Source organism: Paracoccus sp. (in: a-proteobacteria) (genome assembly GCF_030538755.1).
Taxonomy (GTDB): Bacteria; Pseudomonadota; Alphaproteobacteria; order Rhodobacterales; family Rhodobacteraceae; genus Paracoccus.
The window spans coordinates 23,871-48,380 of sequence record NZ_JAUNTJ010000022.1 but is presented as its reverse complement, the minus strand read 5'-3'; the positions used below and the strand labels follow the sequence as shown (position 1 = coordinate 48,380).

The following is a 24,510-nucleotide window of genomic DNA, read 5'->3' as shown; positions in this document are numbered from 1 at the left end:
ATGAATTGCGGCTCGCCGCCCTGCAATTCGTTGAAGGCGGGCAGATAGGCGGGGGTGCCGGCCTCGGCATCGGCCCAACGCTGCTGGCCCAGTTGTTCCAGCATCTCGGCGCGCTGCCCGGCGGTCATGCTGTCATTATAGCCGCCCGCCGAAACGCGGGAAATATCATACATGGTGCTGGTCGCCACGGCACGCACCCGCTTGTCAGCGGCGGCGGCGTTCAGCGCCCAGCCGCCCCAGCCGCAGATGCCGATCATGCCGATGCGGGTCCGGTCCACCTCGGGGCGCAGGCCGATGGCATCGACAGCGGCGCTGAAATCTTCGGTGTTGATGTCGGGAGAGGCGACGTTGCGCGGCTCGCCCCCGCTTTCGCCGGTGAACGACCCGTCAAAGGCCAGCGTGACAAAGCCGCGTTCGGCCATGGTCTGGGCATAAAGGCCCGACGACTGTTCCTTGACCGCGCCAAACGGGCCACCCACCACGATGGCGGGCAGCGACGCGCTGCGGTCCTTGGGCAGATACAGATCGCCCGACAGGGTGATGCCATAGCGGTTCTTGAAGCTGATCTTTTCGTGATCGACGTTTTCGCTGCGCGGGAAAACCTTGTCCCATTCGGTTGTCATGGCCTGTGCCTTTGCGGTTGTGGGGGGCAAGACATTGACTGCCGCCAGCGCCACCGCGCTGGCCGTGCCAAGCTGCAACAGGCTGCGGCGGTTCAGGGTCGTGCGGTCCATGGCTGGTCCTTTCAACGGGTCCCGCAGGATTGCGGTTGTGCTGAACAGATAGGGCCTGCCCCTGCGGATGATTAGCCATGGATTGTTTCATGCGCTTGTGAATGATACTCAGCAATCAGCGCCACAAAAGGATCCCCGATGGCCCGCGACACGATCCACGACCTGCGCGCCTTTCTGGCCGTGGCCCGCGAAAGCAGCTTTACCCGCGCGGCGGCGATCCTTGGCGTGTCGCCCTCGGCGCTCAGCCATGCGATGCGGCAGTTGGAGGAACGGCTGGGCCTGCGCCTGCTGATGCGGACCACGCGCTCGGTTTCGCTGACCCAGGCGGGCGAGCGACTGTTCAAAGGCATCAGCCCGCATTTCGAGGGGATCGAGGCCCAGATCGAGGCGCTTGGCGATCTGCGCGACAGCCCCGCCGGGACGATCCGCATCACCGCCAGCGACTATCCGATCCGGCAGGTTCTGTGGCCAAAGCTGATCCCCTTTCTGCGCGCCAACCCCGATATTCGCGTCGATCTGGAATTCAGCAACGCTTTTGTGGACATCGTGGCCGAACGGTTCGACGCCGGGGTGCGCATGGGCGAGGCGTTGGCCAAGGACATGATCTCGGCCCGGATCAGCGCGGATCTGCGCTTTGCGGTGGTTGGCGCGCCGTCCTATTTCGCCGATCACCCCGCGCCGCAAACCCTTGCCGATCTGGCCGATCACCGCTGCATCAACCTGCGCCTGCCCACACATGGCGGGCTGTGGGCGTGGGATTTCGAACAGGACGGCAAAGAGGTCCGCGTCCGGGTCGATGGGCAACTGACCTTCAGCAGCGTTTACGAGATGCGCGACGCCGCGGTGGCAGGCTTTGGCCTGACCTATGTGCCCGAAGATATCGTGGCCGACCATTTGGCCGATGGCCGCCTGACCCGCGTGCTGGATGCCTTTTGCCCTGCATGGGACGGGTATCACATCTATTATCCCAGCCGCCGCCAGTCCTCGCCCGCCTTTACCGCATTGGTCGAGGCGCTGCGGCATCGGGGTTAGGGCGTCGGGATGATCTTGCCGCTGCTGCGCCATGGCCGCGCTTGCCCGGACAAAGGGCCGTGCCGGCACGGGTTACAGCACGGCGTTCCGCCGGACTCCCGGCAACAGGTCCCGGCGATTATGCAACCCGGCTCACAAGTTCATGCAGGTTTCGGGCGGTAATCGGGGGCTGCCGCCTGCGCTATGACCCCGGCCCGAGCGCAGAAACCTAGCAGAAACCCAAAGGTCCAGCATGTCCGTCCATGCCGCCGACACCCCGGCCGCCCAAACCGCCCCCGAAACGGCCCACTGGGGCGGGGTCTATGCCATGACGCTGTGCGTATTCACGCTGATCGCGTCCGAGTTCATGCCGATGAGCATCCTGACCCCCATCGCCACCGATCTGGGCGTAACCGAGGGCCAAGCCGGGCAGGCCATCGCCATATCGGGGCTGTTCGCCGTCATCACCAGCCTGACCATCGCCCGGCTGGCGGGCGGGATGGACCGCAAGCGGCTGTTGCTGGGGCTGACGGTCATCATGGCGCTATCGGGTGTGCTGGTGGCCTTTGCGCCGAGCTATCCGCTGTTCATGCTGGGCCGGGCGCTGATCGGGGTGGTGATCGGCGGGTTCTGGTCGATGTCGGTGGCGGTCGCCATCCGGCTGGTGCCGGCGGATCAGGTGACAAAGGCACTGGCCATTTTCAACGCCGGCAACGCACTGGCCACGGTGATCGCGGCGCCCTTGGGCAGCTTTCTGGGGGCGGTCATCGGCTGGCGCGGGGCGTTCTTTACCGTGGTGCCGGTGGCGCTGATCGTGCTGGTCTGGCAATGGTTCAGCCTGCCCGCGCTGAAGCCCGACACCGCGCCCAATGCCGATACCGGTGCCGCCGCAGGTGGCGCGCCGTCCAGCCTGTCCGGGCTGCTGCGACAGCCGCTGGTGGCGCTTGGCATGGCCTCGGTCGGGCTGTTCTTCATGGGGCAATTCGCGCTGTTCACCTATGTGCGCCCGTTTCTGGAAAACGTCACCCGCGTTGACATCGGCACCCTGTCGCTGATCCTGCTGGCCATCGGCATCGCCGGTTTCATCGGCACCAGCCTGATCGGCACCGTGCTGAAATCCGGGCTGTATCGGGTGCTGATCCTGATCCCGCTGCTGATGGCGGCGGTCGCGATGGCGCTGATCGGCTTTGGCGGCGTGGTCTGGATCGCTGCCGGGCTGCTGACGCTGTGGGGCTTTGTCGCCACCGCCGCGCCCGTCGGCTGGTGGTCATGGCTGGCGCACAGCCTGCCGCGCGATGCCGAGGACGGGGGCGGGCTGATGGTGGCGGTGATCCAGCTTGCCATCACCCTTGGCGCGACGGCGGGCGGGCTGCTGTTTGACGCGGGCGGCCATAGCAGCGCCTTTGCCGCCAGCGCGGTGATCTTGGTGGCGGCGGCAGCGGGGGCCGCGCTGACCGCCCGCATCGCGCGGGGGTAAGGGGGCAGGCGCAATTCATATCAGCCCAATATAAGACCATTCGCGATTTAGCCGCTTATCGCCATGCCGCGCGGCCTCTATCTTGTCCGCAACGCAACCCGCGATAAAGGGCCGACAATGACCGATCTTGAAACCCGCATCCGCAATCTGGAAGATCACGCCGCGCTCAAGGCGCTGGTGGATCGCTTTTCCAACCTTGCCGACGACAAACAGGTGCATGAGCAGACCTTTCTGTTCACCGAGGACGCCACCGTTCAGACATGGTTCGGCGACACCGCCCTGCCGCCCCTGAATGGCCGGGCCGAGATCGAGGCAAGCTGGACGCCCTTTCTGGCCGGCTTCGACACGGTTTACCACATGAACGGCCAGTTCACCGCGCAGGTGGATGGCGACACGGCCACCGCCACCCATTACTGCACGGTCGAGCTGATCGGCGGCCCGGATGGCCAAAAGACCCGCAATTCCAACGGCGTGATCTATCATGACCAATACCGCCGCGTGAAGGACGAATGGCTGATAACCCGACGCGAGGCGCGCTTCACATGGCGTGATGTTCACCCCTATGTCGCGGCCTGAGGTCGCGCTGCTGGCGACCCCGCTGCCTGCCACAAGCACGGAGCCCGCAATGACCGATGCCGCCCTGACCCACGCCTTTGCCGCCTTCACCGATGCGATGCTGGCAGGCGATGCGCAAGCGATCCGGGCGCTGACCGCGCCGGATTTCACCCTGACGCATATCACCGGCTATGTGCAGCCGCGCGAAGAATGGCTGGCGCAGATGGCCGAGGGGCAGTTCGTCTATCACAGCATCACCCCGCTGGATGTGACCGTCACCGCCACCCCACCCCGCGCCCGGCTGGTGGCGCGCACCATGACCGACGCCCGCATCTATGGCGGCCGCAACAACTGGCGGCTGCAACTGGACAATGACTATGCCCGGCAGGACGGCGCATGGATTTTGCGGCGCAGCCTGGCCTCGGTCTGGAATGAAAGGGACAGGGCGCAGACGGGCACCCGCCAAGGCTGACCACACCGCAGCCATCAGAGCCAGCCCGCTGTTTATCGCCGCGCCTGTTTTTGCTATATGCGGGGATACTCCCCTGCCGCTTTATGCGGTTCCAACCCGGCCCCTGACAGGATCACGAGGTAGACATGCTGAACTGGAACGAATACCGCAAGCAGTTGATGACCCGCATCGGTGAAATCGGCAAGCGCAGCCCCGGAACCGTCAAGGGCTATCAGACCCTTTCCGCAGCCGGGGCCGAGACCGGGCATCTGGATGCCAAAACGCGCGAGCTGATCGCGCTGGCGGTGGCGGTGACGACCCGCTGCGACGGCTGCATCGCCGTCCATTCCGCCGAGGCCGTCAAGCAAGGCGCAACCCCTGACGAAATCGCCGAGGCCCTTGGCGTGGCCGTTGCCCTGAATGCGGGGGCCGCGATGGTCTATTCCGCCCGCGTCATGGATGCGGTGGCGACGGTCACGGAAAACAAGGGCTAATTCCGATACGGCTCCAGCGCCTCGGGCGGGATATGCAGGGTTTTATCGGCGGCGAAGGCGTCCAGCAGATAATCCACTGTCGCCCGGACGCGGGGCGCGATCAGCGCGCGGTGCGGATATTGCATGACCATCTGGTAATCGCCGGGGTGGTGATGGTCATGCAGCACCAGCCGCAATGCGCCGGATTGCAGATGCGGCCAGATCAGATGCACGCCAAGGCGCGTGATCCCGGCCCCGGCAATCGCGGCATCCAGCACCGCCGCCGGGTCTGACAGGATCATCGCGGCGTTCGGGCCGGGGTCAAAGCTGGTCTCGCCACCATCCACGCGGAATTGCCAGGGCGAAATGCCGCCGCCCAGAAACCCGCGCGCAATCAGGCGATGCGCCAGCAGATCATCGGGCTGACGCGGCGCATCATGCGCCGCCAGATAGGCGGGGGCGGCGACCACCGCCATGGTCATGGTGCAGATCGGTCGCGCGATCAGCCCGGTTTCAGGGATATGCCCGCCCCGGATCACGATGTCATAGCCGTCGCGCACCAGATCCGTCACGCGGTCGTCAAAATCGACCGTCAGTTGCAGCGCCGGGTGCCGGGCGATCAGACCGGGCAGCTTGGGCAGCAGAAACCCGCGCCCGAACGACGCCACCGACGACACCCGCACCGGCCCCGCTGGCCCCATCTGCCCGGCCCGCGCGGTTTCCACCGCCAGATCCAGCGCCCGCAGCGCGGTGCGCGACTGTGCCAGAAACACCGTGCCTTCGTGGGTCAGTTGCAGGCTGCGGGTGGTGCGGTTCATCAGCCGCAGGCCAAGCGCGACCTCTAGCCCCGCCACGTTCTTGCTGACTGCCGCCGCCGAAATGCCAAGCGCCCGCCCCGCTGCGGCAAAGCTGCCCGCGTCGGCGGCATGAACGAAGGAAAGAATACCGCGCACGCGGGTCGAAGGGTCCATGCCGCCATTATCAACCCAAGGTTACGGATGATGCAACCCCGCATCGTCTTATGCGATGCAATCCCCGGTGCTATCTCTCCTCCGACAAGGAAAGGACAGAACATGCAAATCAGCATCGTTTACGACAGCGGCTTCGGCCATACCAAGAAACTGGCCGAACAGGTCGCGCAGGGCGTGACCCGTGCGGGCGGCTTACCCCGGCTGATGGCGCTGGCTGACGGACCGGCAAACTGGGACGATCTGGCCGCCAGTGACGCGATCATCTTTGGCTCGCCGACCTATAACGCCTCGGTCTCGGCCCGGTTCAAGCAGTTCATGGAGGATTCGACCCGCCCCGCCTTTGTCAGCCGCGCCTGGGCAGGTAAGCTGGCCGCCGGGTTCACTAATTCCGGCGCGATGCACGGCGACAAGCTGAACACCCTGATGACCATGACCCTGTTCGCCATGCAGAACGGCATGATCTGGCAGGGGCTGGATGTGCCCGGCGGTCGTGGCGGGGACGAGATGAACCGCATCGCGGTCTGGCTGGGTGCCGCCGCGCAATCCAATGACGCCGCCCCCGACGTGACCCCGCCGCAATGCGATCTGGACACCGCCGCCGCCCTTGGCGAACAGGTGGCCCGCACCGCGCTGCGTCTGAAAGCCTGAGGTGCCACCATGAAACCGGCTTATTTCATTCTGGAAATCGACATCCACGACCCCGAGGCGATGCAGCCCTATCTGGCCGGCACCGGGGCCACGCTGGAACCTTATGACGTCACCCCGCTGGTTCACGGCGGCACGCTGGACGCCATCGAAGGCGAGGCCCCGCGCGGCCAGATCGTCATGCTGCGTTTCGACAGCCTCGCGCAAGCGCGCGACTGGTATGGCTCGCCCGCTTATCGTGCTATTCTGGGCCACCGCCTGAACGCCGCCCATAACCGCGCCTATATCGTCGAAGGGCTAGAGGGCTGAGCGCCCCGAAAGGAAAACACCATGAACAACATCACCGATAAAGTTGTCGTCATCACCGGCGCCTCCAGCGGGTTGGGCGAAGCCTCCGCCCGCCATCTGGCCGGGCTTGGCGCGAAACTGGTGCTGGCCGCACGCCGCGCCGACCGGCTGGAGGCTCTGGTCGCCGAACTGGGCGACAATGCGCTGGCCGTTGCCACCGATGTCGGCAACCGCGCCGATGTCGAGGCGCTGATCGCAAAGGCCACCGAGCGTTTTGGCCGTGTCGATGTGCTGGTCAACAATGCGGGCATCATGCCGATGGCACCGATGGCCGCACTGAAGGTCGATGAATGGGACCGGATGATCGACGTGAACGTGAAAGGTGTGCTTTACGGCATCGCCGCCGTTCTGCCGGGGATGCAGGCGCGGAAATCGGGCCATATCATCAACCTGTCCTCGGTCGCGGGGCTAAAGGTCTCGGGCGGGGTCGGCACGGTTTACAGCGCCACGAAATTCGCCGTGAAGGCCCTGTCCGAAGGGCTGCGGGCCGAAGTCGCGGGCGACAATATCCGCGTGACCACGCTTTACCCCGGTGCTATCGAGTCGGAACTGAAACACGGCAGTTCGGACGCCACGGCAGGCGCGGCGATGCAGGCGTTCTATCAGGCGAATGAAATCTCGGCCGACAGCGTGGCCCGCGCCGTCGCCTATGCCATCGAACAACCCGCCGATGTGGCGATCAACGAAATCACCATCCGCCCCACGCGGCAGGAATTTTAATCAATCCAAAGGACAAGCATCATGCGTTTTGTTGCCATCAGCAATCCCGTCAACGGGGCCGGAATGGACGAATTCGGCCCGCTTCTGGACGCCGAGGTTCGTTATGCCTGGCAAGGCTATAAGGACGGCGCCTTCCGCGACATCTATTTCCGGCAGGACGTGCTGGGCGTCGTTATCATGGTCGAGGCAGACAGCCTTGACGCCGCCAAATCTGCCGTTGCGGGCTTTCCGCTGGCCAAGGCCGGGCTTATCACCTTTGACGTGATCCCCGTCGGCCCCTTTACCAATTGGGAAATGCTGTTCGCCAGCTAAGCACCTGAACCAAAAGGATCAACACCATGACAAACGCATCCGATCTGAAACCCGTGCTGTTCGTTGTCAGCAGCAATAACGTCAAGGGCGCGACCGGCATTCCCACCGGCTATAATCTGGCCGAGGTCACGCATCCGCTGGAAAAGCTGCATCAGGCCGGGATCAAGGTTGAATTCGCCTCGCCCAAAGGGGGCGACGCGCCGCTGGACGGGCTTGAGGATATGAACGATCCGGTCATCGCGCATTACTGGGCCGATGCCGATTTCCGCCACGCGATCAGCCACACCATCCCGATGGATCAGGTGGACCCGTCGCGCTATTCGGCAATCTTCTTTGCCGGCGGGCATGGCACGATGTGGGACTTTCCCGACAATGCCGCGATCCAGAACGCCATCCGCGACATCGACGCGGCGGGTGGGATCGTCTCGGCCGTCTGCCACGGGCCTGCCGCGCTGGTGAATGCGCGTGGCGCGGATGGCGAATATCTGGTCGCGGGCAAGGATGTCGCCGCCTTCACCAATGCCGAGGAAGCCGAGGTCCAGTCCACCGACGTCGTTCCCTTCCTGCTGGCTGATGCGTTGAATGCACGCGGGGCGCGCCATATCGACACGCCGAACTGGTCGGATCATATCGAGGTGCAGGGTCGCCTGATAACCGGCCAGAACCCGCAATCCGCAGCCCATCTGGGCGAGGCGCTGCGCGACGCGCTGCTGGCCTGATCTGATCCGGGCGCGGGGGTTCACCTCGCGCCCGTTTTGCCCGCCCGTTTTCACCCAGAGGTTCCAATGAAACTGATCTGCGTCGAAGAACACATCACCGACCCCGCCATCGGCAAGGCAGGCGCACCCTTTGCGCTGGCCGAGGCCCCCTATCTGCCCGACTGGGGGCTGCGCGTCACCGACGGGCAACAGGCCGACACGCCGCGCCCGCATGTCATGGCAGCGGCGGATTCGGCGCGGATGTGCCTGGATCTGGGGGCCGCGCGGCTGGCGGATATGGATGCAGCGGGCGTCGATATGCAGGTGCTGTCCTATGGCGGCTTTCCGCAGCTTTTGCCCGAGGCGCAGGCCATTGACCTGTGCCGCGCCGCCAACGACCGGCTCGCCGCAGCCGTAACCGCCCATCCGACACGGTTCGCGGGTTTCGCCACTCTGCCGTGGCAAGCCCCAAAGGCGGCGTCGCAGGAAATGGAACGTGCCGCCGCAATGGGCCTGAAAGGCACATTGATTAACGGCCGCCCCGGCGCGGATTTTCTGGATGCGCCCCGCTATGCCCCCGTGCTGGAAACCCTGAACCGGCTGAAACTGCCGCTGTATATCCACCCCGGCCTGCCCTTGCAGGCGGTGCAGCAGCCCTATTACGGCGGCTTTGACCGCGAACTGACCGCGCGGCTGTCGATGTTCGCCTGGGGCTGGCATAACGAGGCCGGCATCCTGACCCTGCGCCTGCTTTTGTCGGGCGCCTTTGACCGCTGGCCCGATCTGCGCGTCATCAGCGGCCATTGGGGCGAAATGGTGCCGTTTTTCCTGCAACGGCTGGAAGATTCGATCCCGCCCACAGCATCCGGCCTGTCGCGTGGCATCGTTCAGACCTATCGCGATCATGTCTATGTCAGCCCCTCGGGGATGCTGACGGAACCGCATTTCCGATTTATCCTTGACGTGATGGGCGCTGACCGCATCCTGTATTCGGTCGATTACCCGTATCAAAGCATGAACGGCGTGCGTGATTTTCTGAACCGGCTGCCTGTCAGCGATGACGACCGCGCCCTGATCGCGCATGGCAATGCCGAACGCCTGCTGGGGCTGCGTGATGACCGCCTGTCCTGACCGGCCGCTATCCGTCGCGCCACAACACAACCTGCCCGGAGCATAAGATGAAAGCCCTGCTGACCGCCGCCCTGATGCTGCTGTCCCTGAACCTGCATGCCGAGGAACCCATGATCCCGATCCTGCGCATCTTTGAATTCACCGTCGCCCCCGAGGATGTGGCAGGTTTCATGGCCGCGGGCGAGGATAACATCCGCAACTCTGTCCGCGACGAGCCGGGCGTGCTGTCGATGTATGTCGCCGCCGACCAGGACGATCCCACCCGGCTTTATGTGGTCGAGGCTTACCGCGATCAGGCCGCCTATGAGGCCCACCGCGAAACCCCGCATTTCCAAGCCTTCATTCAGGCCATGGACGGCAAGTTCCTGTCCCGCCGCGTGATCGAAACCACCCCCGCCATGCTGGGCGCAAAGGCGTTTGAATGGGGGCTGGAATAGGCACAGCCGCGCCGGGTTGCACCGTTATCTTGCCCGAATCATCCGCAACAGGGCGCGCATGGCCTCGGGCAACTGGCGGCGGCTGGGGTAATACAGGTGAAAGCCCGGTCCCATCGAGCACCAGTCCGCCAGAACCCGGACCAGCCGGCCGTCGGCCAGTTGCGCCTGCACCCTGTCCTGCAACGTATAGCAGATGCCGCCACCGGTTTCGGCCAGTTCAAGCGACAGGGCGGTGTCATTAACGACCACCGACCAGTCGCAGCGGTGGCCCAAGCGGAAGGGCGATCATGTCACCGGGCACCGTGCCGCCATAGCGGATCCCGGCGTCAAAGCCCTCTTGCACGATGTCGGTGATGTGGTCGTTGACGGCGATTTCTACCCGCACATCGGGATAACGCAGCATGTAATCCGACAGCACTGGCGACAGCACCAATCGCGCCGCATCGCTTGGCACGTTCAGGCGCAACTGCCCCGCCGGATGGTCGCGGTAACAGTTCAACCCCTCCAGCCCGGTTTCGATGGATGCGATCCCGGCCTGCACCTGACCACCGCAATCGCCCGGCCCACTGCACGCGATGAGGGTTCCGCGCGCCGGGCGATTGCTCAACCCACGTCGAAAGGCGTAAATCAGCTACCGGCTCCGGTCGCAGCTGGATGAATGTTCAGTGGCAGGTCAACGATCACAAGCTGGACGATCTGCGCATGCAGCTTCTCGACATCCGCGACCGAAACCGTCGGATCGGCAGCCGCCTTCGTGCTGAACGTGATTCAAGCTGGTATCTGCGATGGAGACCAGCTTGGCACGAGACCTGATGCCGGACGAAGAATGGACGTTTTACGAACGCTTCATCCTGGCCGTCCGCGCACCGAACAGACGCAAACCCATGAATCATCGTCTTGTTCTGGATGGGATTTTCTGGATACGGTTCCCGTCGATGCCAGTGAATAAGGATCGCTCGCATGGCACGGATCATACCGTGGAAATTGGTAGAGCCAGCGGTTTCGTTCAGTTGCGGCAGTGCTACTCAACTACTGCCCAATAAGCATCAATAGATTCTTGAAGGTGCGTGGACATAGCGGTCTCTGCTTGGTCTGTGTTTCCGACCTTGATTGCGTCGAATATCTCGACATGGCGGCGATAGGCCCGTTCGGCTGCGCCCGGCTGCTGAATGGCAACGCGGCGGTGCTCTGCCAGCCATGCTTGCACGGCGTTGTGCAGAGAGTCGACGAAGACATTGCCGCTGACCCTTGCGATAGCAAGGTGGAAGTCGATGTTGGTTCGGACAAACTCTTCTGGATCCGTGATGGATTTCTTGTTGGCCTCAAGCGCGGCTTCGATGTCTGCGATCTGGTCTGCCGTTGCAGAGCGAGCAGCGACCCGTGCCAGAAACCCCTCAAATAGCATTCTGGCTTCCTGCAATTGCCGCAAGCGTTCTGGTCGTGTCAGCACAAAGCGTGCTGGTCCGCTCAGTTCTTCGATCAACCGTTCGGCGGTCGGCTCGACCACGCGCGCGCGGCGACCGTTTACCAACTCGATCAACCCGCTGGTCTGCAACGCAAACAGCGCCTCCCGAATGGCGGTACGGCTCACCTCGAACCGCTCGCAAAGATCCCGCTCAGCAGGAAGGAAGTCGCCGGGTTTGAGGCTGCCGTCGACAATCGCTGCCTGGATCTGCTCCACGACATCTTCGTAGAGCCGCTTTTTACGGACCGGTTCGGCGTTCAGCATCAGGGCCTCCTTTTGTGTCCGGAAGGTTAGCAGTGCCCTGTCATTGATTCCACCTTTCATTTGGTATAATAGGTAGACAGCTGATAGGGGTAATCAGCTTCGTGGTAGGAATGTGATGAAATTTTTACGCACTGCCACAGCCAGAGCCAAAGCCACAGCCACAGCCATAGCTCTGGTCATGGGCGCAAGCGTAGGACCGGCATTTGCCAAGACGACCCTGAAATTGGCTTCAGTTGAAACGCCGCAGACCGTCTGGGGGCAGGCAGCGCAGCGTTTTGCCGATGGCGTGGCCGAGGCATCAGGCGGTGAGATCGAGGTTCAACTGTCACTGTCAGGCTCGACCGGGAGCCCGCGCGAGACGCTGGAGGCCATGACCATCGGCACCAATGACATTGTGATGACGGTGATCGCCTCGCTCAATACCTATGACGAGATCGCGGCCATCGAAAGCTATCCCTATCTGTTCCGTGATCCGGCGCATTTCGATGCCGTATTTGGCGGCCAGGTTGGTGAGGAGCTTTATGCCGAAATCACCGACCGCACCGGTTTTCGCCTGATCGGCGCCGGCATGCGTGGCCCTCGCGAGATGGCATCCAAACGAGAGATCAACAGCGTCGAAGATCTGGCCGGTCTGAAGATCCGAGTGCCGAACATCGATATCTTTGCCGCTACATGGAGTACGCTTGGCGCCAGCCCGACGCCGATGTCCTCGAACGAAGTCTATAGCGGGCTGCAGTCAGGCATCATTGATGCGGTGGAGAATCCGCTTTCGGCACATCTGCGCTCGAAATATTATGAAGCGGCAGATTATGTAATCATGACGGATCATGTCTATGGCGCCTATACGCTGATCTTCGACGATGCGCGCTTCTCCAGCCTCAGCGAGGAAGAGCAGCGGATCATCCTCGAAGAAGGTCGCGCGGCTCTGGCCTGGGGCTCCGAGCAGGAGCGCGTGCAAGATATGGCTGATCGGGAGCAGTTGGAATCCTACGGCGTGACGGTCATCGAGCCCGATCTTGCACCTTTCCGTGAAAAGGCAGCCGCAGTTGTCGATCAGTTTCCCGACCTGAAGCCGTGGGTCGAGAAAATACAGGCCGTTCAATAGCAAGCTTCCTGCAAGGGCGAGCTAATAAAGGAATACGGCGATGCATATCATGCAAAGGACGACCCGCGGTCTGATTTCTTTCCTTGGGCTGACGGCCAATCTGCTTCTTGTTGCGATGCTCCTGGTCATCGGCCTTCAGGTGATTGCGCGCTTCGTGTTGGGCGCGCCTACCATGTGGGCCGAGGAACTGGGCCGCTATCTTCTTGTTGCGATCACCATGCTGGGCTCGGCGATCCTGATGGAGAAGAACGAGCATATTTTGATTGATACCTTCGTCGAGATGCTGCCCGAAAAGGCCAAGATTGCGATTTCATGGCTGCGCGATGCGATTTCACTGACGGTTTGCGGCCTGATTGCCTGGTATGGTTGGACGCTGGCCGGGATCGGGGCACGGCAGAGTTCGACCGGGTTGCCGATCAAGATGTCGCTTCCCTATCTGGCAATCCCCATCGGAGCGGCGCTGATGGCGCTGGTGCTTGTGCTGTCGCGTTTGAATCGCCTCGACGAGCAGGAGGGCTGAGCCATGGAATTGGCGACACTGGCACTGATCCTGACGGGCGTCATCACCTTCTGTATCCTGATCGGCGTTCCGCTGGCTATTGCGATCATCGCGGGCTCCTTTGCGGCGATCTTTGCACATGGCGGTGCCAATCCCGTTATTGCACCGCAACGGCTGTTCGCGGGGATGGACAGTTTTTCGCTGATGGCGATCCCGGCTTTCCTGTTCGCAGGTACGATCATGTCGAATGGCGGGATATCGTCCCGGCTGATTGATTTCGGCAATGTGCTGGTGGGTCGCTTTACCGGCGGGCTGGCCACCTCGAACGTGCTCAGCTCGCTTATGTTCGGTGGTATTTCCGGTTCGGCGGTGGCCGATACGGCTGCCATCGGCGGCACCTTCATTCCCGAGATGAAAAAGGCAGGCTATCCGGCGGGCTATTCGGTCGGCATCACGGCGGCGTCCTCGCCGATCTCGCCCCTGATCCCGCCCTCGATTGCCTGGATTGTATATGCCTATATCACCGATCAATCGGTCATGCGGATGTTTCTGGCCGGGCTGATCCCGGGTCTTCTGTGGGGTCTCGCCTTGATGATCGCGGCATGGGGCATCGCGCGGCGCAACCGCTATCCGACGCAACCGCCCGCCCCGATCAGCCTGATCTGGGAGAAGTTCGTGATCGCCTTTCCGGCGCTGATTACGCCCGTTCTGCTGCTGGGCGGTATTCTGTCGGCACTGTTCACGGTGACGGAAGCCTCGGTCGTCCTCTGCATCTATGCGATGCTGGTATCGGGGCTGGTCTATCGTGAACTCAGCTGGAAAGTGATTGTCGCCTCGCTGACTTCTGCAATGCGGTTGACAGCTGCGGTGATGATCATCCTTGCCGGAGCGTCGCTGTTCGCCTGGATGCTGGCATGGGTCCATGCGCCCGAAAGCTTTGGTGCATGGCTGCAAAGCTTTGTCACCTCACCGATCACCTTTCTGATCCTCGTGAACATCCTGCTCTTGTTCATCGGAATGGTGATGGAGGTGAATGCTGCCAAAGTCATGCTGCTGCCGGTCCTGTTCCCGATCAGTCAGCAGCTTGGCATTGATCCGATCCACTTTGGCGTAGTCGTAACGGTGAACCTGTGTATCGGGCTGATCACGCCGCCGATTGGCATCGTGCTGGCCATCGCCAGCCAGATCGGCGGCATTTCGATCGTCCAGGGCGCGCGTGCGACCATGCCCTTCCTGCTGGTGGCGCTTCTGGTCCTGCTGATCCTGACCTTCGTGCCGGTATTGTCCACGTTCCTGCCTGATCTGCTGATGGGACCAAGGCAGGTATGATGTCCATGTTCAACGAGTTCAAACAGCTTGGCAGTGCACTGATCAGCGACGTTCTGGATGAGGCCGGGTATCACAGTCAGACACTCGACCCGAGCATTGCGGCAGTCGGTGAGGCCGTCAGTTTCTGCGGTCCGGCGGTTTGCGTTCAGGGTCAACGACAGGTCAATACGGTAAACAGGCCCTGCAAATCGGCCACCATGCCGCTCTACGGGCTTCCCCTTCTGCTCAGCGGGCCTTCGGTGCTTGTCCTTGCGACCAACGGCTTTCGCGGCGGCGCCGTTACCGGCGGGTTGCTGGCTGCCGAATTGGCCAGTGCTGGCTGCGCGGGACTGATTACGGATGGTCTGGTCCGTGATCTGCATGAACTGTCCGCAATCGGACTGCCCGTCCGGGCTGCTGGCACAATCCCGTTGAATGGAGCCCGCCGCTTTTGTCTGACCGGACAGAACGCGCCCGTAACACTGCCCGCGCCCGAAGGCGGCACAGTGACCATCCATCCCGGCGATCTTGTTCTTGGCGATCAGGATGGAACCGTCATTGTCCCGCAACATGCCGCGGCCGCGATCCTTGCCATGGGGAAGGAACTGGCACGTCGAGAAGAACAATTGCGCCAGGACGCCGCCCGCATGACGGCGGCCGAGCGCGCCACAGCCCGCGCAACCCGCATGAGCCATGTCGAGTGGCTGCGCAGCAAAGAAGAGGCCCTCTCATGAAATTCGACGGACGCATCCTGATCCTTGGCACCGCGGCCGATGCCGTCAAACGCCAGATTGCGGGTAGCGATATTCCGCTGGCCGCTGCCGGTGAATTGCGCAGCGATATCTCGACCGACGAGATCACGCCGCTGCAGGTCATGCTGAATTATGACGGCCGCCTGGGCCGCTATGCCCATACCGGGCTGACAATCAACGACGAAAAGCCCGTGGGCGAAAACGCCATTGCCGAGGGCGGCTTCTCTGTGCTGGTCGGCGGGCGGCGCTATGGCAAAGGCTCGTCACGCGAACATTCGCCGCTGGCGGAATATTCGGCGGGCATCCGGTTGGTCATCGCCGAGGGGTTCGAGCGCATCTATCGCCAGAACTGCGACAATATCGGGCTGTTCACCTCGACCGATTTCGGGCTTATCAACCGCATCCGTTCGGGTGAGGATATCAGCATCGACGAGTTGGTCGCAGGCCGCGATCCTTTGGCGCAGGCGATCCTGCGGGCGGGCGGATTGCTGGCCTATGGCGAGAAATACCTTACCAATGCGCGGTTGCGGCAGGTCGAGGGGCAGGGACCGCGCACCTTCGCGCAGAAGATCGTTGATCGCTTCGCGTTGCAGGTTGACGGGCTGGACTGGGATGCCGAACCCGGCACCGGCGGGTTCGTTCGTGCCGACTTCCGTTTCATCCACGAATACTACACAGCCATGGCGGCGCATATGCTGCATGAATATTACGGTCGGCCGCTGAAGCTGTTCGATCCGAAGAACATCCTGCTGTTCGAGGATCACCTGTCCTATGCCCACCGCTCGCCCACGCATCTGAAGCTGGGCCTTTTGCCCGATGTCCGCGCCATCAGCGAGGCACACCGGGCCTTTGGCAAGGAATACGGACTGACTGACCATGGCTATCTGATCGGCGAGGAGGGCAGCGAGGGGATCAGCCACGCGATGATGGCCGAAAGCTATGCCCTTCCGGGGCGGATCGTCGTCGGGACCGACAGTCACACGCCGCATTCGGGCGCCATCGGCACCTTCGCCTATGGCGTCGGTACCACCGACATGGCCAACGCATTCATGACTGGAGCAGCACGCCTGACCATGGCCGAAAGCTTGCTCATTTGGCTGGAGGGAGAGCAACGGGTTGGCGTGACCGCCAAGGATATCCTTTTGCACCTGCTCGCACAGCCTTTCATCCGTGATGGTGGCGGTGTGGGCAAGATCTTTGAGTTTGCCGGACCGGTTATCGATGCCATGTCTACGGACGAGCGCACCACCATGACCAATATGGTAGCCGAACTGGGCGGCTTGACCGGACTTTGCGCGCCGGATGCCGAGACAGTCCGCTTTCTGAAGGAGCGACGCGGCATTGATTTCCAGCTTGAGGACTGGATGCGTTCCGATGAGGGTGCGGAATATACCGCCAAAATCACGCTGGATTGCTCGGCCATCGGACCAATGCTTGCTCGCCCTGGCGATCCGGGAAACGGCCTGCCCCTGATCGATCTGTGTGAAGAGGTCAGGGTCGATATTGCTTATGGCGGCTCCTGCACGGCTGGTAAGCGTGACGACTTTGACAATTATTATGCGGTCGCAAAATGGGCGCAGGACCACGGGCTGAAGGTCGCGCCGGGCGTTAAGCTGTATCTGCAATGCGGCACCGTGCAGGTGCGCGATTATTGCCGGAAAAAGGGCTATTTCGAGACCTTCGACGCGGTCGGCGCCGAGATTCTGGGCCCAGCCTGCGGGTCCTGCGGCCAATGTGGACCGGGCGTGTCAGAAACGACCGATCAAGTGACCATTTCGGCCATCAATCGAAATTTTCCGGGCCGTGGCGGCCCCGGCTCGACATGGCTCGCAAGCCCACCAACTGTCATGGCCAGTGCAATCGCCGGAAAAATCTGCTCGTTCGAACAGTTGAGGAATGGGGTGCGATAGCCTGCCATTCAGCAATGGTGATTGATCAAGATATGTCGATCTCCGACCGGGCCAGATTGTTTTCCCAATCGCTTACCTCAACGCCACCTCAGCCCTTGGCTGCAGTTTTCGCGCAGTTTCTGCCGTCCAAAGCCGCCTGATGCAGGCGAATGTCGGGATGGAAATCGCAAGAAATCAAGCGGTTTCCACGTAAAATTCTGGAATAGTTTGATTGCCTTCTGTTGCGGCTTCGTGAAAAAATTGTGATGGGCAAGAGCACCGCGCCGAGCGTGCAGGAATGATCGTAAGCCACTGGTGCATCCCGATGCCTCCGGGGTTTTCCAGTTCTGGCAAAGAAAAAACAACGACAAGCCAGCAGATGCAGCATGGCAAACCTGAAAAATTCGCCATATTTCGGCCCAGATATAAGAAATATGATTTGTCATCTGGAAACAAGCAGGGGAACCTGATTCTTCAGTCATATTGATGATGCTATCGTCACCTGTCAGCATATTATTGCGCAGGTTATGGGTTCAGCGTCTGAACCCGTGCAATTACCGCCCACCCCGATCAGCCCGCCACGGTGCGGGCGGTCTGTTGGCCCAAGCCCTCGATCCCCAGCCGCATCACCTGTCCGGGTTGCAAAAACACCGGCGGTTTTTGCCCCATGCCCACGCCGGGCGGGGTGCCGGTGGCGATGACATCGCCGGGTTGCAGTGACAGGAATTGCGACAGATAGGCGATGATCTGCGCCACGCCAAAGACCATTGTGGCGGTCGATCCGTCCTGACGGCGGATGCCGTCCACCTCCAGCCACAGGCGCAGATTGCCGGGGTCGCCTGCCTCGTCCGGGGTGACCAGCCACGGGCCGATGGGGCCAAAACTGTCAAAGCCCTTGCCCTTGTCCCATGTGCCGCCGCGCGCCGTCTGCCAGTCGCGTTCGGATATGTCGTTCACCACGCAATAACCGGCGACATGCGACAGCGCCTTGGCCGGGTCGATATATTTGCCGGGCTTGCCGATGATGACGCCCAGTTCCACCTCCCAATCGGTTTTGGTCGAGCCGCGCGGGATTTCCACATCGTCATCCGGCCCGGAAATGGCGCTGGTCCATTTGCTGAAGACGATGGGTTCGGATGGCACCGCCATCCCTGCCTCGGCGGCGTGGTCGGCGTAATTCAGGCCGATGCAGATGAACTTGCCTACCTGCCCGACACAGGGGCCGATGCGCGGCGTGCCCGCGACCAGCGGCAGATCGTCGGGGTTCAGCGCGGCCAGCCGGGCCAGCCCGTCGGGCGTCAGCACCGCGCCCGCGATGTCGGGGACATGAGCCGACAGGTCGCGGATGCGGCCCTGATCGTCCAGCAGACCGGGCTTTTCCTGCCCCTTGGGACCATAGCGCAGCAGTTTCATCGGTATCCTCCGTCTTCCCCCGGCCAGCTTAGGGCAGGGCGGGGCGGGCTGTCGATGGGCAGACTTTCGCTTGGCCCCGCAATGGTATAGCTGCAAGTTCAGTCTGAACCACAAGGGGCCAGCCATGTCCGATCCAGCCAGCGCAGGTTTCGTTTCTCTGGTCTCGGCCGGGCCGGGTGATCCCGAATTGCTGACGGTGCGTGCGGCGAAACGGCTGGCGCAGGCGGATGTGGTGCTGTTCGACGATCTGGCCTCTGGCCCGCTGCTGGATCTGGTGCCCGCCACGGCGCGGCGCATTCCGGTGGGCAAGCGCGCGGGCCGCCCCTCGGCCCGGCAGGATGACGTGAACGCCCTGCTTATCCACGAGGCGCGGGCCGGCCACCGCGTGGTGCGGCTGAAATCGGGTGACGCAGGCATCTTTGGCCGGCTGGAGGAAGAGCTGGACGCGCTTGCCGCCGCTGGCATCGACTGGGAAATCATCCCCGGCGTGCCCTCGGCCTGCGCGGCGGCGGCGGCGGCCAGTATGCCGCTGACCCGGCGGCTGACCGCGCGGCGGCTGCAATTCGTGACCGGAGCCGATGTGACCGGCAAGCTGCCCGGCGATCTGAACTGGCCCGCACTGGCCGATGCCAAGGCGCTGACCGTGGTGTTCATGGGCCAGCGCACCTTTGCCGCCCTGGCCGAGGGGCTGATCGCCCACGGCCTGCCCGCCGACACCCCGGCGATGCTGGCCGCCGAGGTCAGCAAACCGGGCCAGAGCCTGATCCGCAGCACCGTGGCCGATCTGGCCGCCATGCTGGCAGGCACCGCGCCTCAGGCCCCGGCCCTGATCCTGTATGGCGCGCTGGCCCCGGTGCGTGGCAGGTTGGCGAACAGTAAATAAAAATTTAATAAAATCATAATTTAAAAGCCCGGTGTTAACTACGCTGGGTAAGGTAATTGTTAGGCAGGTCATCCTAATCTGATCGGGCACGGGGGTGCTTGAATCGGGGTTGGGGTCATGGTCGGCTTTCGCCATGTGGCCACTGTTACAGGGGCCGGATTTCTGTCGAATATCACGGATCTGTCCATCGCAACGGTGGACGGGCAGCATGTGCTGTATTCGGCCACTCATGTCGGCGGCGGCATCACCGCCATGCAGATCGGCGGGGCAGATACGCAGATCAGTCTGATCGGGGCCACCGCCTATGCCGGGGCCGTGTCCTATTCGCGCGAACCGCGCGTCAACGTCATGCAGATGGGCGACAGCGCCATCGTGGCCATGTCGAATATCGGCAGCGGCACGATGATGGCCATGCCGATTTCGGCATCGGGGGCGGTGTCGCGGGCGGCGGACAGCGGTGCCACCGCGCTGCGGCAGGTCGGCCCGGCGATCGTTTCAGTCGGGCAGTTTTCCACCGCGCAGGGTGATTTCGTCTATGCGACGCAGGAAAAATCCACCGCCTTCACCCTGTTCCGGGTCGCCAGCGATGGCGCGATGACGGCGCTGGCGCAATCGCCCGCCCCGCCATCCGCCACCCGGCCCGAGGCGGGGCTGGATTTTGTCCTGCCCGTCAAGGTCGGCACGCAACAGGTGCTGATTACCCTGTCGTCACTGGGCAATTTCATCGCCAGCCACACGATTGCCGCCAATGGCACCATCCGGCGCACCGAATATATGGGCAGCGAGGATATGACCGGCTTTGCCGCCCCGCGCATTGCGACGGCGGCCACCATCGCCGGGCAGACCTATGTGGTGGTCGGCGCGTCCGATTCATCTTCGCTGACGGTGTTCCGGCTGGGGCGCGACGGCTCGATGACGGCGGTGGATCATGTCATCGACGAAGGCTCGACGCGGTTTTTGCGCACCACGGCGATGGATTCGGTGGTGCTGGACGGGCGGGCCTATGTCTTTGTCGGCGGGGCCGATGACGGCATTACCATGTTCATGCTGCGCCCCGACGGGCGGCTGGTGCATCTGGAAACCCTGGCCGACGATCACACGCTGACGCTGGCGCGTGTCACCGCGATCAAGGCGCAGGTCATGGATGGCAAGATCGTGCTGTTCGTATCCAGCGCGACCAAGGCCGGGATCACGCAACTGGTTGTCGAACCCGGCCCGGCGGGGATGACCGGCACCGTGTCGGGCGTGCGCCCGACCGGCACCAACCGCGACGATTACATGATCGCCGGGCCGGATGCGATCTGGATGCACGGCGGGGCAGGCAATGACACGCTGGTTGCCGGTGAAAACTCGATCGCGCTGCTGGGGGGGGCGGGGGCAGATACCTTTGTGCCCTCGAACATCAAGGGCCGCATCGCCATCCGCGATTTCGAGGTGGGGGTGGACCGGCTGGATTTTTCCAATCTCGGCATGGTGCGCAGCGTCTATCAACTGACCATCCTTCCGCAAAGCTGGGGGGCCAAGATCCGCTTTCACGAAGGGGTCATCGACATTTTCACGACCACCGGCACCAGCCTGCCGGTCAGTTTCTTTACCAATGACATGTTCCCGATCACCAATTACGACCCGGCGAATCTGCCGACCAGCATCACCGGCTCGAACGGGGCGGATGTGCTGCGGGCCTCGGCCATCGGCTCGACCATTTACGGGCGCGGTGGCCACGACCTGATCTTCGGCAGTAACGAGGCTGACATCCTCTATGGCGACAGCGGCAATGACACCATCCGGGGCGAAGGCGGCGATGACAGCATCTATGGCGGCAACGGCGATGACCGCATTCGCGGCGGTCCGGGCGATGACCTGATCCTGGGCGGCAGCGGCAATGACATTCTGTGGGGCGGTTCGGGCAATGATTCGCTGTCGGGCGATGCGGGCGACGATACGCTGTATGGCGACAACGGCCATGACACGCTGCGCGGCGGTTCCGGCAACGATCACCTGCTGGGCGGCAATGGCAATGACATCCTGCACGGCAACAACGGCCACGACAGGTTAGAGGGCGGGGCAGGCAACGACAGCCTGTATGGCGGCAACGGTCGCGACACGCTGCTGGGCGGTTCCGGCAATGACTATCTGTCGGGCGGCGAGGGTAATGACCGGCTGTTCGGCGGCAACGGCCATGACACGCTGTATGGCGGCATCGGCGATGACAGCCTCGAAGGGAACAACGGCAACGACCGGCTGTTCGGTGAAGCGGGCAACGATACCCTGCGCGGCGGCGATGGCAATGATTACGTCCATGGCGGCCCCGGCAACGACCGGCTGTTTGGCGGCGGCGGCAATGATACGCTGCTGGGCGGATCGGGGAATGACCGGCTTGACGGCGGCTCGGGCAACGACCTGCTGGAAGGGGGCAACGGGCGTGACACGCTGCTGGGCGGTCACGGCAACGACACGCTGCGCGGCGGTGCGGGCGATGATCTGCTACGCGGTGGCGCGGGCGATGACAGCATGGCGGGGGGCGATGGCAACGACGTGCTGCATGGCGATGACGGCAACGATAGGCTGGCAGGCGGTTCGGGCAACGACAGCCTGTTCGGGGGGCGCGGCCATGATTTTCTGCTGGGCGATGGCGGCCGCGATGTGCTGTTCGGCGGCGTCGGCAACGATACGCTGCGCGGCGGGCTGGGTGCCGATACGCTGAACGGCGGGGCCGGGCGGGACGTGTTCTTTTACGGTGCCGCCGCCGAATCCTCGTCGCAACGCGGCATCGACGTGATCGAGGATTTCACCCGCGGTCAGGACAAGATCGACCTGTCGGCCATCGGCTTTGACTTTATCGGCAGCAGCCGCTTTTCCGCGCCGGGCCAGCTCAGGGCGGAATATGGTGCGAACCGCACGGTGCTGCGCGGCGATGTGGATGGCGACGGCGTGCCGGATTTCGTGCTGATTCTGCTGGGCGCGGTGCCGGTCGATCACAATGATCTGCTGCTTTAGCTTTGGGGCGGCGTGGCCTTGCGCTGGCGCGCGCGCTCGATTCCCAGGCGGCGTTCGCGCCAGATTATCAGCACGCCCGCCGCCATGATGATCGCCGCCCCGGCCAGCATCGTCGGGGCGGGCAGTTCGTCGAACACGGCGTAACCGATCCCCAGCGCAAACAGCATCGAGGCATATTCGAACGGCGCCACCAGCGAGGCATCGGCATAACGATAGGCCGAGGTCAGCATGATCTGCGCCAGCCCGCCCAGCAGGCCCGCCACGATCAGCAGCCCGGCTACCCGCAGATCCGGCACAGCCCAGCCAAAGGGCAGCGTCGTCAGCGACAACAGCGCCCCGGTCACGGAAAACCAAAAGACGATGGCCGATGTCCTTTCACCTTGCACCAGCTTGCGAATGAAGATCTGCGCCAGTGCCGCCAGAATCGCCCCGGTCAGCGCAAAGACCGCGCCCAATGTCTGCGTTGCCGACAGGCCGTCGCCGATCAGCGTCAGGCGCGGCGACAGCACGATCAGCACCCCGACCAGCCCCAGCGCCACGGCAGACAGGCGGAACAGGCGCACATCCTCGCCCAGAAACATCGCGGCAAAGATGACAACCAGCAGCGGCGCGGCATAGCCGATGGCGGTGACCTCGGGCAGGGGTAACAGCCCAAGCGCGGCAAAGGCAAAGCCCATGGCCGCAGTGCCGATCAGCCCGCGCCAGACATGGCCCATCGGATCGCGCACCCGCAGCCCGACCGACAGATCGCCGCGCCGGACCAGCCAGATCAGGATCACCGGCACCGCAAAGGCCGAGCGAAAGAACACCTGCTGCCCCGGCGGCACCGCCCCCGCCGTCGCCTTTATCAGCGCGGCCATGGCAACGAACAGCACAACGCTGCCCAGCTTCATCAGGATGCCGCGCGCCGGGTTCATGCCAGCCGCCCGACCGCCCAACGCGCGGCATCCGCCACCGCCGGATCGGGATCATCCAGCAACCCCGCCGCCACCTCGCGCAGCGCGGGCAGGCCGGAATTGCCGATAGCATACAAGACGTTACGCACGAACCGATCACGCCCGATCCGCTTGACCGGACTGCCCGAAAACCGCGCCCGGAACGCAGCATCATCCAATTGCGCCAGTTCAGCCAGCAGCGGCGGTTCGGTCCCTTCGGCGCGGATATAGCGCATCTCGGCGGCCTCGCGCGCGAACTTGTTCCACGGGCAGACGGCCAGACAATCGTCGCAACCATAGATGCGGTTGCCCATCCGCGCCCGCAGGCCCAGATCAACCGGGCCGCGATGCTCGATCGTCAGATAGGAAATGCAGCGCCGCGCATCCAACTGAAACGGAGCGGGAAAGGCGCCGGTGGGGCAGGCGTCCAGACAGGCGCGGCAGGCACCGCAATGCTGCGCCTCGGGCGCATCGGACGGCAGAGGCAGCGTGGTAAAGATCGCCCCCAGAAAGAACCAACTGCCCAGATCGCGCGCCAGCAGATTGGTATGCTTGCCCTGCCAGCCCAGCCCCGCCGCCTGCGCCAGCGGCTTTTCCATCACCGGCGCGGTATCGACGAAGACCTTGATCTCGCAGCCGTATTCCGCCACGATCCAGCGCCCCAACCGCTTGAGCCGCGCCTTTACGATGTCGTGATAATCGCGCCCCTGCGCATAAACGCTGATCGCCCCGCGATCCGGCTGGCCCACCACCGCCATCGGATCATGGCGCGGCGTATAAAGCTCGGCCAGCATGATGACCGAACGCGCCTCGGGCCACAGCGCCGCCGGATCGCCGCGCCAATGCATCCGCTCGGCCATCCAGCCCATCTGCCCGTGCCGCCCGGCATCGACAAACTGCGCCAGCCGCGCGGCGATCTGCGGCACGGCATCCGGCACGGTCACGCGCATCTTGGCAAAGCCCTCGGTCCGGGCCTGCGCCGCAATGCGCATCTTTGGTCCTGAAATATCCTCGGGGGGTTCGGGGGGCAGACAGCC

The 24,510-nt window shown here is 63.3% G+C and carries 26 protein-coding genes and 2 pseudogenes; 20 read left to right on the top strand and 8 right to left on the bottom strand.

The annotated features are described in order from the left end of the window. Positions 1-734 (bottom strand): alpha/beta hydrolase (locus tag Q4G14_RS12685; protein WP_303362122.1); only part of this gene is annotated, 734 nt, incomplete at its 3' end. A gap of 138 nt (positions 735-872) precedes the next feature. Here Q4G14_RS12685 and Q4G14_RS12680 point away from each other — a divergent pair. The 5 genes from Q4G14_RS12680 to Q4G14_RS12660 all read left to right on the top strand — a co-directional run bounded on the left by Q4G14_RS12680 (position 873) and on the right by Q4G14_RS12660 (position 4,722). Further along, on the top strand, positions 873-1,766 hold the full coding sequence (locus tag Q4G14_RS12680) for a LysR family transcriptional regulator (RefSeq protein ID WP_303362121.1): 894 nt from the start codon (positions 873-875) through the stop codon (positions 1,764-1,766). Between the two features lie 232 nt (positions 1,767-1,998). Continuing rightward, entirely contained in the window at positions 1,999-3,222 is a 1,224-nt protein-coding gene (locus tag Q4G14_RS12675) for an MFS transporter (RefSeq protein ID WP_303362120.1), read from the top strand. A 117-nt stretch (positions 3,223-3,339) separates the two neighbouring features. Then, positions 3,340-3,798 carry a nuclear transport factor 2 family protein gene (locus Q4G14_RS12670; RefSeq protein ID WP_303362119.1) on the top strand — a complete coding sequence of 153 codons (459 nt, stop codon included), beginning with the start codon at positions 3,340-3,342 and terminating at the stop codon, positions 3,796-3,798. Positions 3,799-3,847: 49 nt separating this feature from the next. Then, entirely contained in the window at positions 3,848-4,249 is a 402-nt protein-coding gene (locus Q4G14_RS12665) for a nuclear transport factor 2 family protein (protein WP_303362118.1), read from the top strand. Positions 4,250-4,374: 125 nt separating this feature from the next. Next, positions 4,375-4,722, top strand: a complete 348-nt coding sequence (locus tag Q4G14_RS12660; protein ID WP_303362117.1) for a carboxymuconolactone decarboxylase family protein — start codon at positions 4,375-4,377, stop codon at positions 4,720-4,722. Here Q4G14_RS12660 and Q4G14_RS12655 read toward each other — a convergent pair. After that, on the bottom strand, positions 4,719-5,672 hold the full coding sequence (locus Q4G14_RS12655) for a LysR substrate-binding domain-containing protein (protein WP_303362116.1): 954 nt from the start codon (positions 5,670-5,672) through the stop codon (positions 4,719-4,721). The genes Q4G14_RS12660 and Q4G14_RS12655 overlap by 4 nt on opposite strands. 102 nt (positions 5,673-5,774) lie before the next feature. Between Q4G14_RS12655 and Q4G14_RS12650 the strand changes: the two genes are divergently transcribed. From Q4G14_RS12650 to Q4G14_RS12620, 7 genes are all read left to right on the top strand, one after another. Continuing rightward, positions 5,775-6,320, top strand: a complete 546-nt coding sequence (locus Q4G14_RS12650) for a flavodoxin family protein (protein WP_303362115.1) — start codon at positions 5,775-5,777, stop codon at positions 6,318-6,320. A 9-nt stretch (positions 6,321-6,329) separates the two neighbouring features. After that, on the top strand, positions 6,330-6,626 hold the full coding sequence (locus tag Q4G14_RS12645; protein WP_303362114.1) for a DUF1330 domain-containing protein: 297 nt from the start codon (positions 6,330-6,332) through the stop codon (positions 6,624-6,626). A 21-nt stretch (positions 6,627-6,647) separates the two neighbouring features. Continuing rightward, positions 6,648-7,385 (top strand): SDR family oxidoreductase, encoded by a 738-nt coding sequence (locus Q4G14_RS12640; RefSeq protein WP_303362113.1) that lies wholly within the window; start codon positions 6,648-6,650, stop codon positions 7,383-7,385. Positions 7,386-7,406: 21 nt separating this feature from the next. Next, positions 7,407-7,697 (top strand): YciI family protein, encoded by a 291-nt coding sequence (locus tag Q4G14_RS12635; RefSeq protein ID WP_303362112.1) that lies wholly within the window; start codon positions 7,407-7,409, stop codon positions 7,695-7,697. A gap of 26 nt (positions 7,698-7,723) precedes the next feature. Continuing rightward, on the top strand, positions 7,724-8,416 hold the full coding sequence (locus Q4G14_RS12630) for a type 1 glutamine amidotransferase domain-containing protein (protein WP_303362111.1): 693 nt from the start codon (positions 7,724-7,726) through the stop codon (positions 8,414-8,416). A gap of 66 nt (positions 8,417-8,482) precedes the next feature. Next, positions 8,483-9,526, top strand: coding sequence for an amidohydrolase family protein (locus tag Q4G14_RS12625; protein ID WP_303362110.1), 1,044 nt, complete (start codon positions 8,483-8,485; stop codon positions 9,524-9,526). A 47-nt stretch (positions 9,527-9,573) separates the two neighbouring features. Further along, complete coding sequence (locus Q4G14_RS12620) at positions 9,574-9,963, top strand: putative quinol monooxygenase (protein ID WP_303362109.1); 390 nt, start codon at positions 9,574-9,576, stop codon at positions 9,961-9,963. Between the two features lie 24 nt (positions 9,964-9,987). Here Q4G14_RS12620 and Q4G14_RS15075 read toward each other — a convergent pair. Continuing rightward, positions 9,988-10,393, bottom strand: a pseudogene (locus Q4G14_RS15075) (LysR substrate-binding domain-containing protein). Positions 10,394-10,748: 355 nt separating this feature from the next. Between Q4G14_RS15075 and Q4G14_RS12605 the strand changes: the two are divergent. Beyond that, positions 10,749-10,982 (top strand): annotated as a pseudogene (locus tag Q4G14_RS12605) (hypothetical protein); the annotation flags it as partial. Positions 10,983-10,984: 2 nt separating this feature from the next. On the opposite strand, the gene Q4G14_RS12600 reads toward Q4G14_RS12605, so the two are convergent. Next, positions 10,985-11,692: an FCD domain-containing protein gene (locus tag Q4G14_RS12600; protein WP_303362106.1), complete on the bottom strand. Its 708-nt coding sequence runs from the start codon at positions 11,690-11,692 to the stop codon at positions 10,985-10,987. Between the two features lie 115 nt (positions 11,693-11,807). On the opposite strand from Q4G14_RS12600, the gene Q4G14_RS12595 reads away from it, so the two are divergent. From Q4G14_RS12595 to Q4G14_RS12575, 5 genes are read left to right on the top strand one after another with little or no spacing between them, the layout of a single operon-like run. Beyond that, positions 11,808-12,797 carry a TRAP transporter substrate-binding protein gene (locus Q4G14_RS12595; RefSeq protein WP_303362105.1) on the top strand — a complete coding sequence of 330 codons (990 nt, stop codon included), beginning with the start codon at positions 11,808-11,810 and terminating at the stop codon, positions 12,795-12,797. 40 nt (positions 12,798-12,837) lie between these two features. Further along, a complete protein-coding gene (locus Q4G14_RS12590) occupies positions 12,838-13,317 on the top strand; it encodes a TRAP transporter small permease (RefSeq protein ID WP_303362104.1) in 480 nt (159 codons plus the stop codon). Between the two features lie 3 nt (positions 13,318-13,320). Then, complete coding sequence (locus Q4G14_RS12585) at positions 13,321-14,625, top strand: TRAP transporter large permease (protein ID WP_303362103.1); 1,305 nt, start codon at positions 13,321-13,323, stop codon at positions 14,623-14,625. 5 nt (positions 14,626-14,630) lie between these two features. Then, on the top strand, positions 14,631-15,338 hold the full coding sequence (locus Q4G14_RS12580; RefSeq protein ID WP_303362102.1) for an RraA family protein: 708 nt from the start codon (positions 14,631-14,633) through the stop codon (positions 15,336-15,338). Next, entirely contained in the window at positions 15,335-17,266 is a 1,932-nt protein-coding gene (locus Q4G14_RS12575; RefSeq protein ID WP_303362101.1) for an aconitase family protein, read from the top strand. Before Q4G14_RS12580 ends, Q4G14_RS12575 begins: the two co-directional genes overlap by 4 nt. Before the next feature lie 88 nt (positions 17,267-17,354). Here Q4G14_RS12575 and Q4G14_RS12570 read toward each other — a convergent pair whose 3' ends face one another. Together Q4G14_RS12570 and Q4G14_RS12565 are read right to left on the bottom strand one after the other, a co-directional pair. Continuing rightward, positions 17,355-17,633: a hypothetical protein gene (locus tag Q4G14_RS12570; RefSeq protein ID WP_303362100.1), complete on the bottom strand. Its 279-nt coding sequence runs from the start codon at positions 17,631-17,633 to the stop codon at positions 17,355-17,357. A gap of 182 nt (positions 17,634-17,815) precedes the next feature. Then, on the bottom strand, positions 17,816-18,658 hold the full coding sequence (locus tag Q4G14_RS12565) for an ureidoglycolate lyase (protein ID WP_303362099.1): 843 nt from the start codon (positions 18,656-18,658) through the stop codon (positions 17,816-17,818). A gap of 124 nt (positions 18,659-18,782) precedes the next feature. Between Q4G14_RS12565 and cobA the strand changes: the two genes are divergently transcribed. Further along, a complete protein-coding gene (gene cobA / locus Q4G14_RS12560; protein ID WP_303362098.1) occupies positions 18,783-19,541 on the top strand; it encodes a uroporphyrinogen-III C-methyltransferase in 759 nt (252 codons plus the stop codon). Between the two features lie 117 nt (positions 19,542-19,658). Beyond that, positions 19,659-22,538 carry a calcium-binding protein gene (locus tag Q4G14_RS12555; protein WP_303362097.1) on the top strand — a complete coding sequence of 960 codons (2,880 nt, stop codon included), beginning with the start codon at positions 19,659-19,661 and terminating at the stop codon, positions 22,536-22,538. Here Q4G14_RS12555 and Q4G14_RS12550 read toward each other — a convergent pair. Then, on the bottom strand, positions 22,535-23,455 hold the full coding sequence (locus Q4G14_RS12550; RefSeq protein ID WP_303362096.1) for a DMT family transporter: 921 nt from the start codon (positions 23,453-23,455) through the stop codon (positions 22,535-22,537). The two genes, Q4G14_RS12555 and Q4G14_RS12550, sit on opposite strands and share 4 nt — an antisense overlap. Further along, entirely contained in the window at positions 23,452-24,465 is a 1,014-nt protein-coding gene (gene queG, locus Q4G14_RS12545; RefSeq protein WP_303362095.1) for a tRNA epoxyqueuosine(34) reductase QueG, read from the bottom strand. The genes Q4G14_RS12550 and queG overlap by 4 nt, the downstream gene beginning before the upstream one ends. Between the last annotated feature and the right edge of the window lie 45 nt (positions 24,466-24,510).

Coding starts and splice junctions, on each gene's coding strand:
- cobA (WP_303362098.1), top strand. CDS start 18,783: ATGTCCGATCCAGCCAGCGCAGGTTTCGTTTCTCTGGTCTCGGCCGGG.
- Q4G14_RS12645 (WP_303362114.1), top strand. CDS start 6,330: ATGAAACCGGCTTATTTCATTCTGGAAATCGACATCCACGACCCCGAG.
- Q4G14_RS12655 (WP_303362116.1), bottom strand. CDS start 5,672: ATGGACCCTTCGACCCGCGTGCGCGGTATTCTTTCCTTCGTTCATGCC.
- Q4G14_RS12660 (WP_303362117.1), top strand. CDS start 4,375: ATGCTGAACTGGAACGAATACCGCAAGCAGTTGATGACCCGCATCGGT.
- Q4G14_RS12600 (WP_303362106.1), bottom strand. CDS start 11,692: ATGCTGAACGCCGAACCGGTCCGTAAAAAGCGGCTCTACGAAGATGTC.
- Q4G14_RS12555 (WP_303362097.1), top strand. CDS start 19,659: ATGGTCGGCTTTCGCCATGTGGCCACTGTTACAGGGGCCGGATTTCTG.
- Q4G14_RS12580 (WP_303362102.1), top strand. CDS start 14,631: ATGTTCAACGAGTTCAAACAGCTTGGCAGTGCACTGATCAGCGACGTT.
- queG (WP_303362095.1), bottom strand. CDS start 24,465: ATGCGCATTGCGGCGCAGGCCCGGACCGAGGGCTTTGCCAAGATGCGC.
- Q4G14_RS12620 (WP_303362109.1), top strand. CDS start 9,574: ATGAAAGCCCTGCTGACCGCCGCCCTGATGCTGCTGTCCCTGAACCTG.
- Q4G14_RS12625 (WP_303362110.1), top strand. CDS start 8,483: ATGAAACTGATCTGCGTCGAAGAACACATCACCGACCCCGCCATCGGC.
- Q4G14_RS12675 (WP_303362120.1), top strand. CDS start 1,999: ATGTCCGTCCATGCCGCCGACACCCCGGCCGCCCAAACCGCCCCCGAA.
- Q4G14_RS12640 (WP_303362113.1), top strand. CDS start 6,648: ATGAACAACATCACCGATAAAGTTGTCGTCATCACCGGCGCCTCCAGC.
- Q4G14_RS12590 (WP_303362104.1), top strand. CDS start 12,838: ATGCATATCATGCAAAGGACGACCCGCGGTCTGATTTCTTTCCTTGGG.
- Q4G14_RS12585 (WP_303362103.1), top strand. CDS start 13,321: ATGGAATTGGCGACACTGGCACTGATCCTGACGGGCGTCATCACCTTC.
- Q4G14_RS12635 (WP_303362112.1), top strand. CDS start 7,407: ATGCGTTTTGTTGCCATCAGCAATCCCGTCAACGGGGCCGGAATGGAC.
- Q4G14_RS12570 (WP_303362100.1), bottom strand. CDS start 17,633: ATGCTGCATCTGCTGGCTTGTCGTTGTTTTTTCTTTGCCAGAACTGGA.
- Q4G14_RS12630 (WP_303362111.1), top strand. CDS start 7,724: ATGACAAACGCATCCGATCTGAAACCCGTGCTGTTCGTTGTCAGCAGC.
- Q4G14_RS12680 (WP_303362121.1), top strand. CDS start 873: ATGGCCCGCGACACGATCCACGACCTGCGCGCCTTTCTGGCCGTGGCC.
- Q4G14_RS12550 (WP_303362096.1), bottom strand. CDS start 23,455: ATGAACCCGGCGCGCGGCATCCTGATGAAGCTGGGCAGCGTTGTGCTG.
- Q4G14_RS12595 (WP_303362105.1), top strand. CDS start 11,808: ATGAAATTTTTACGCACTGCCACAGCCAGAGCCAAAGCCACAGCCACA.
- Q4G14_RS12670 (WP_303362119.1), top strand. CDS start 3,340: ATGACCGATCTTGAAACCCGCATCCGCAATCTGGAAGATCACGCCGCG.
- Q4G14_RS12575 (WP_303362101.1), top strand. CDS start 15,335: ATGAAATTCGACGGACGCATCCTGATCCTTGGCACCGCGGCCGATGCC.
- Q4G14_RS12650 (WP_303362115.1), top strand. CDS start 5,775: ATGCAAATCAGCATCGTTTACGACAGCGGCTTCGGCCATACCAAGAAA.
- Q4G14_RS12565 (WP_303362099.1), bottom strand. CDS start 18,658: ATGAAACTGCTGCGCTATGGTCCCAAGGGGCAGGAAAAGCCCGGTCTG.
- Q4G14_RS12665 (WP_303362118.1), top strand. CDS start 3,848: ATGACCGATGCCGCCCTGACCCACGCCTTTGCCGCCTTCACCGATGCG.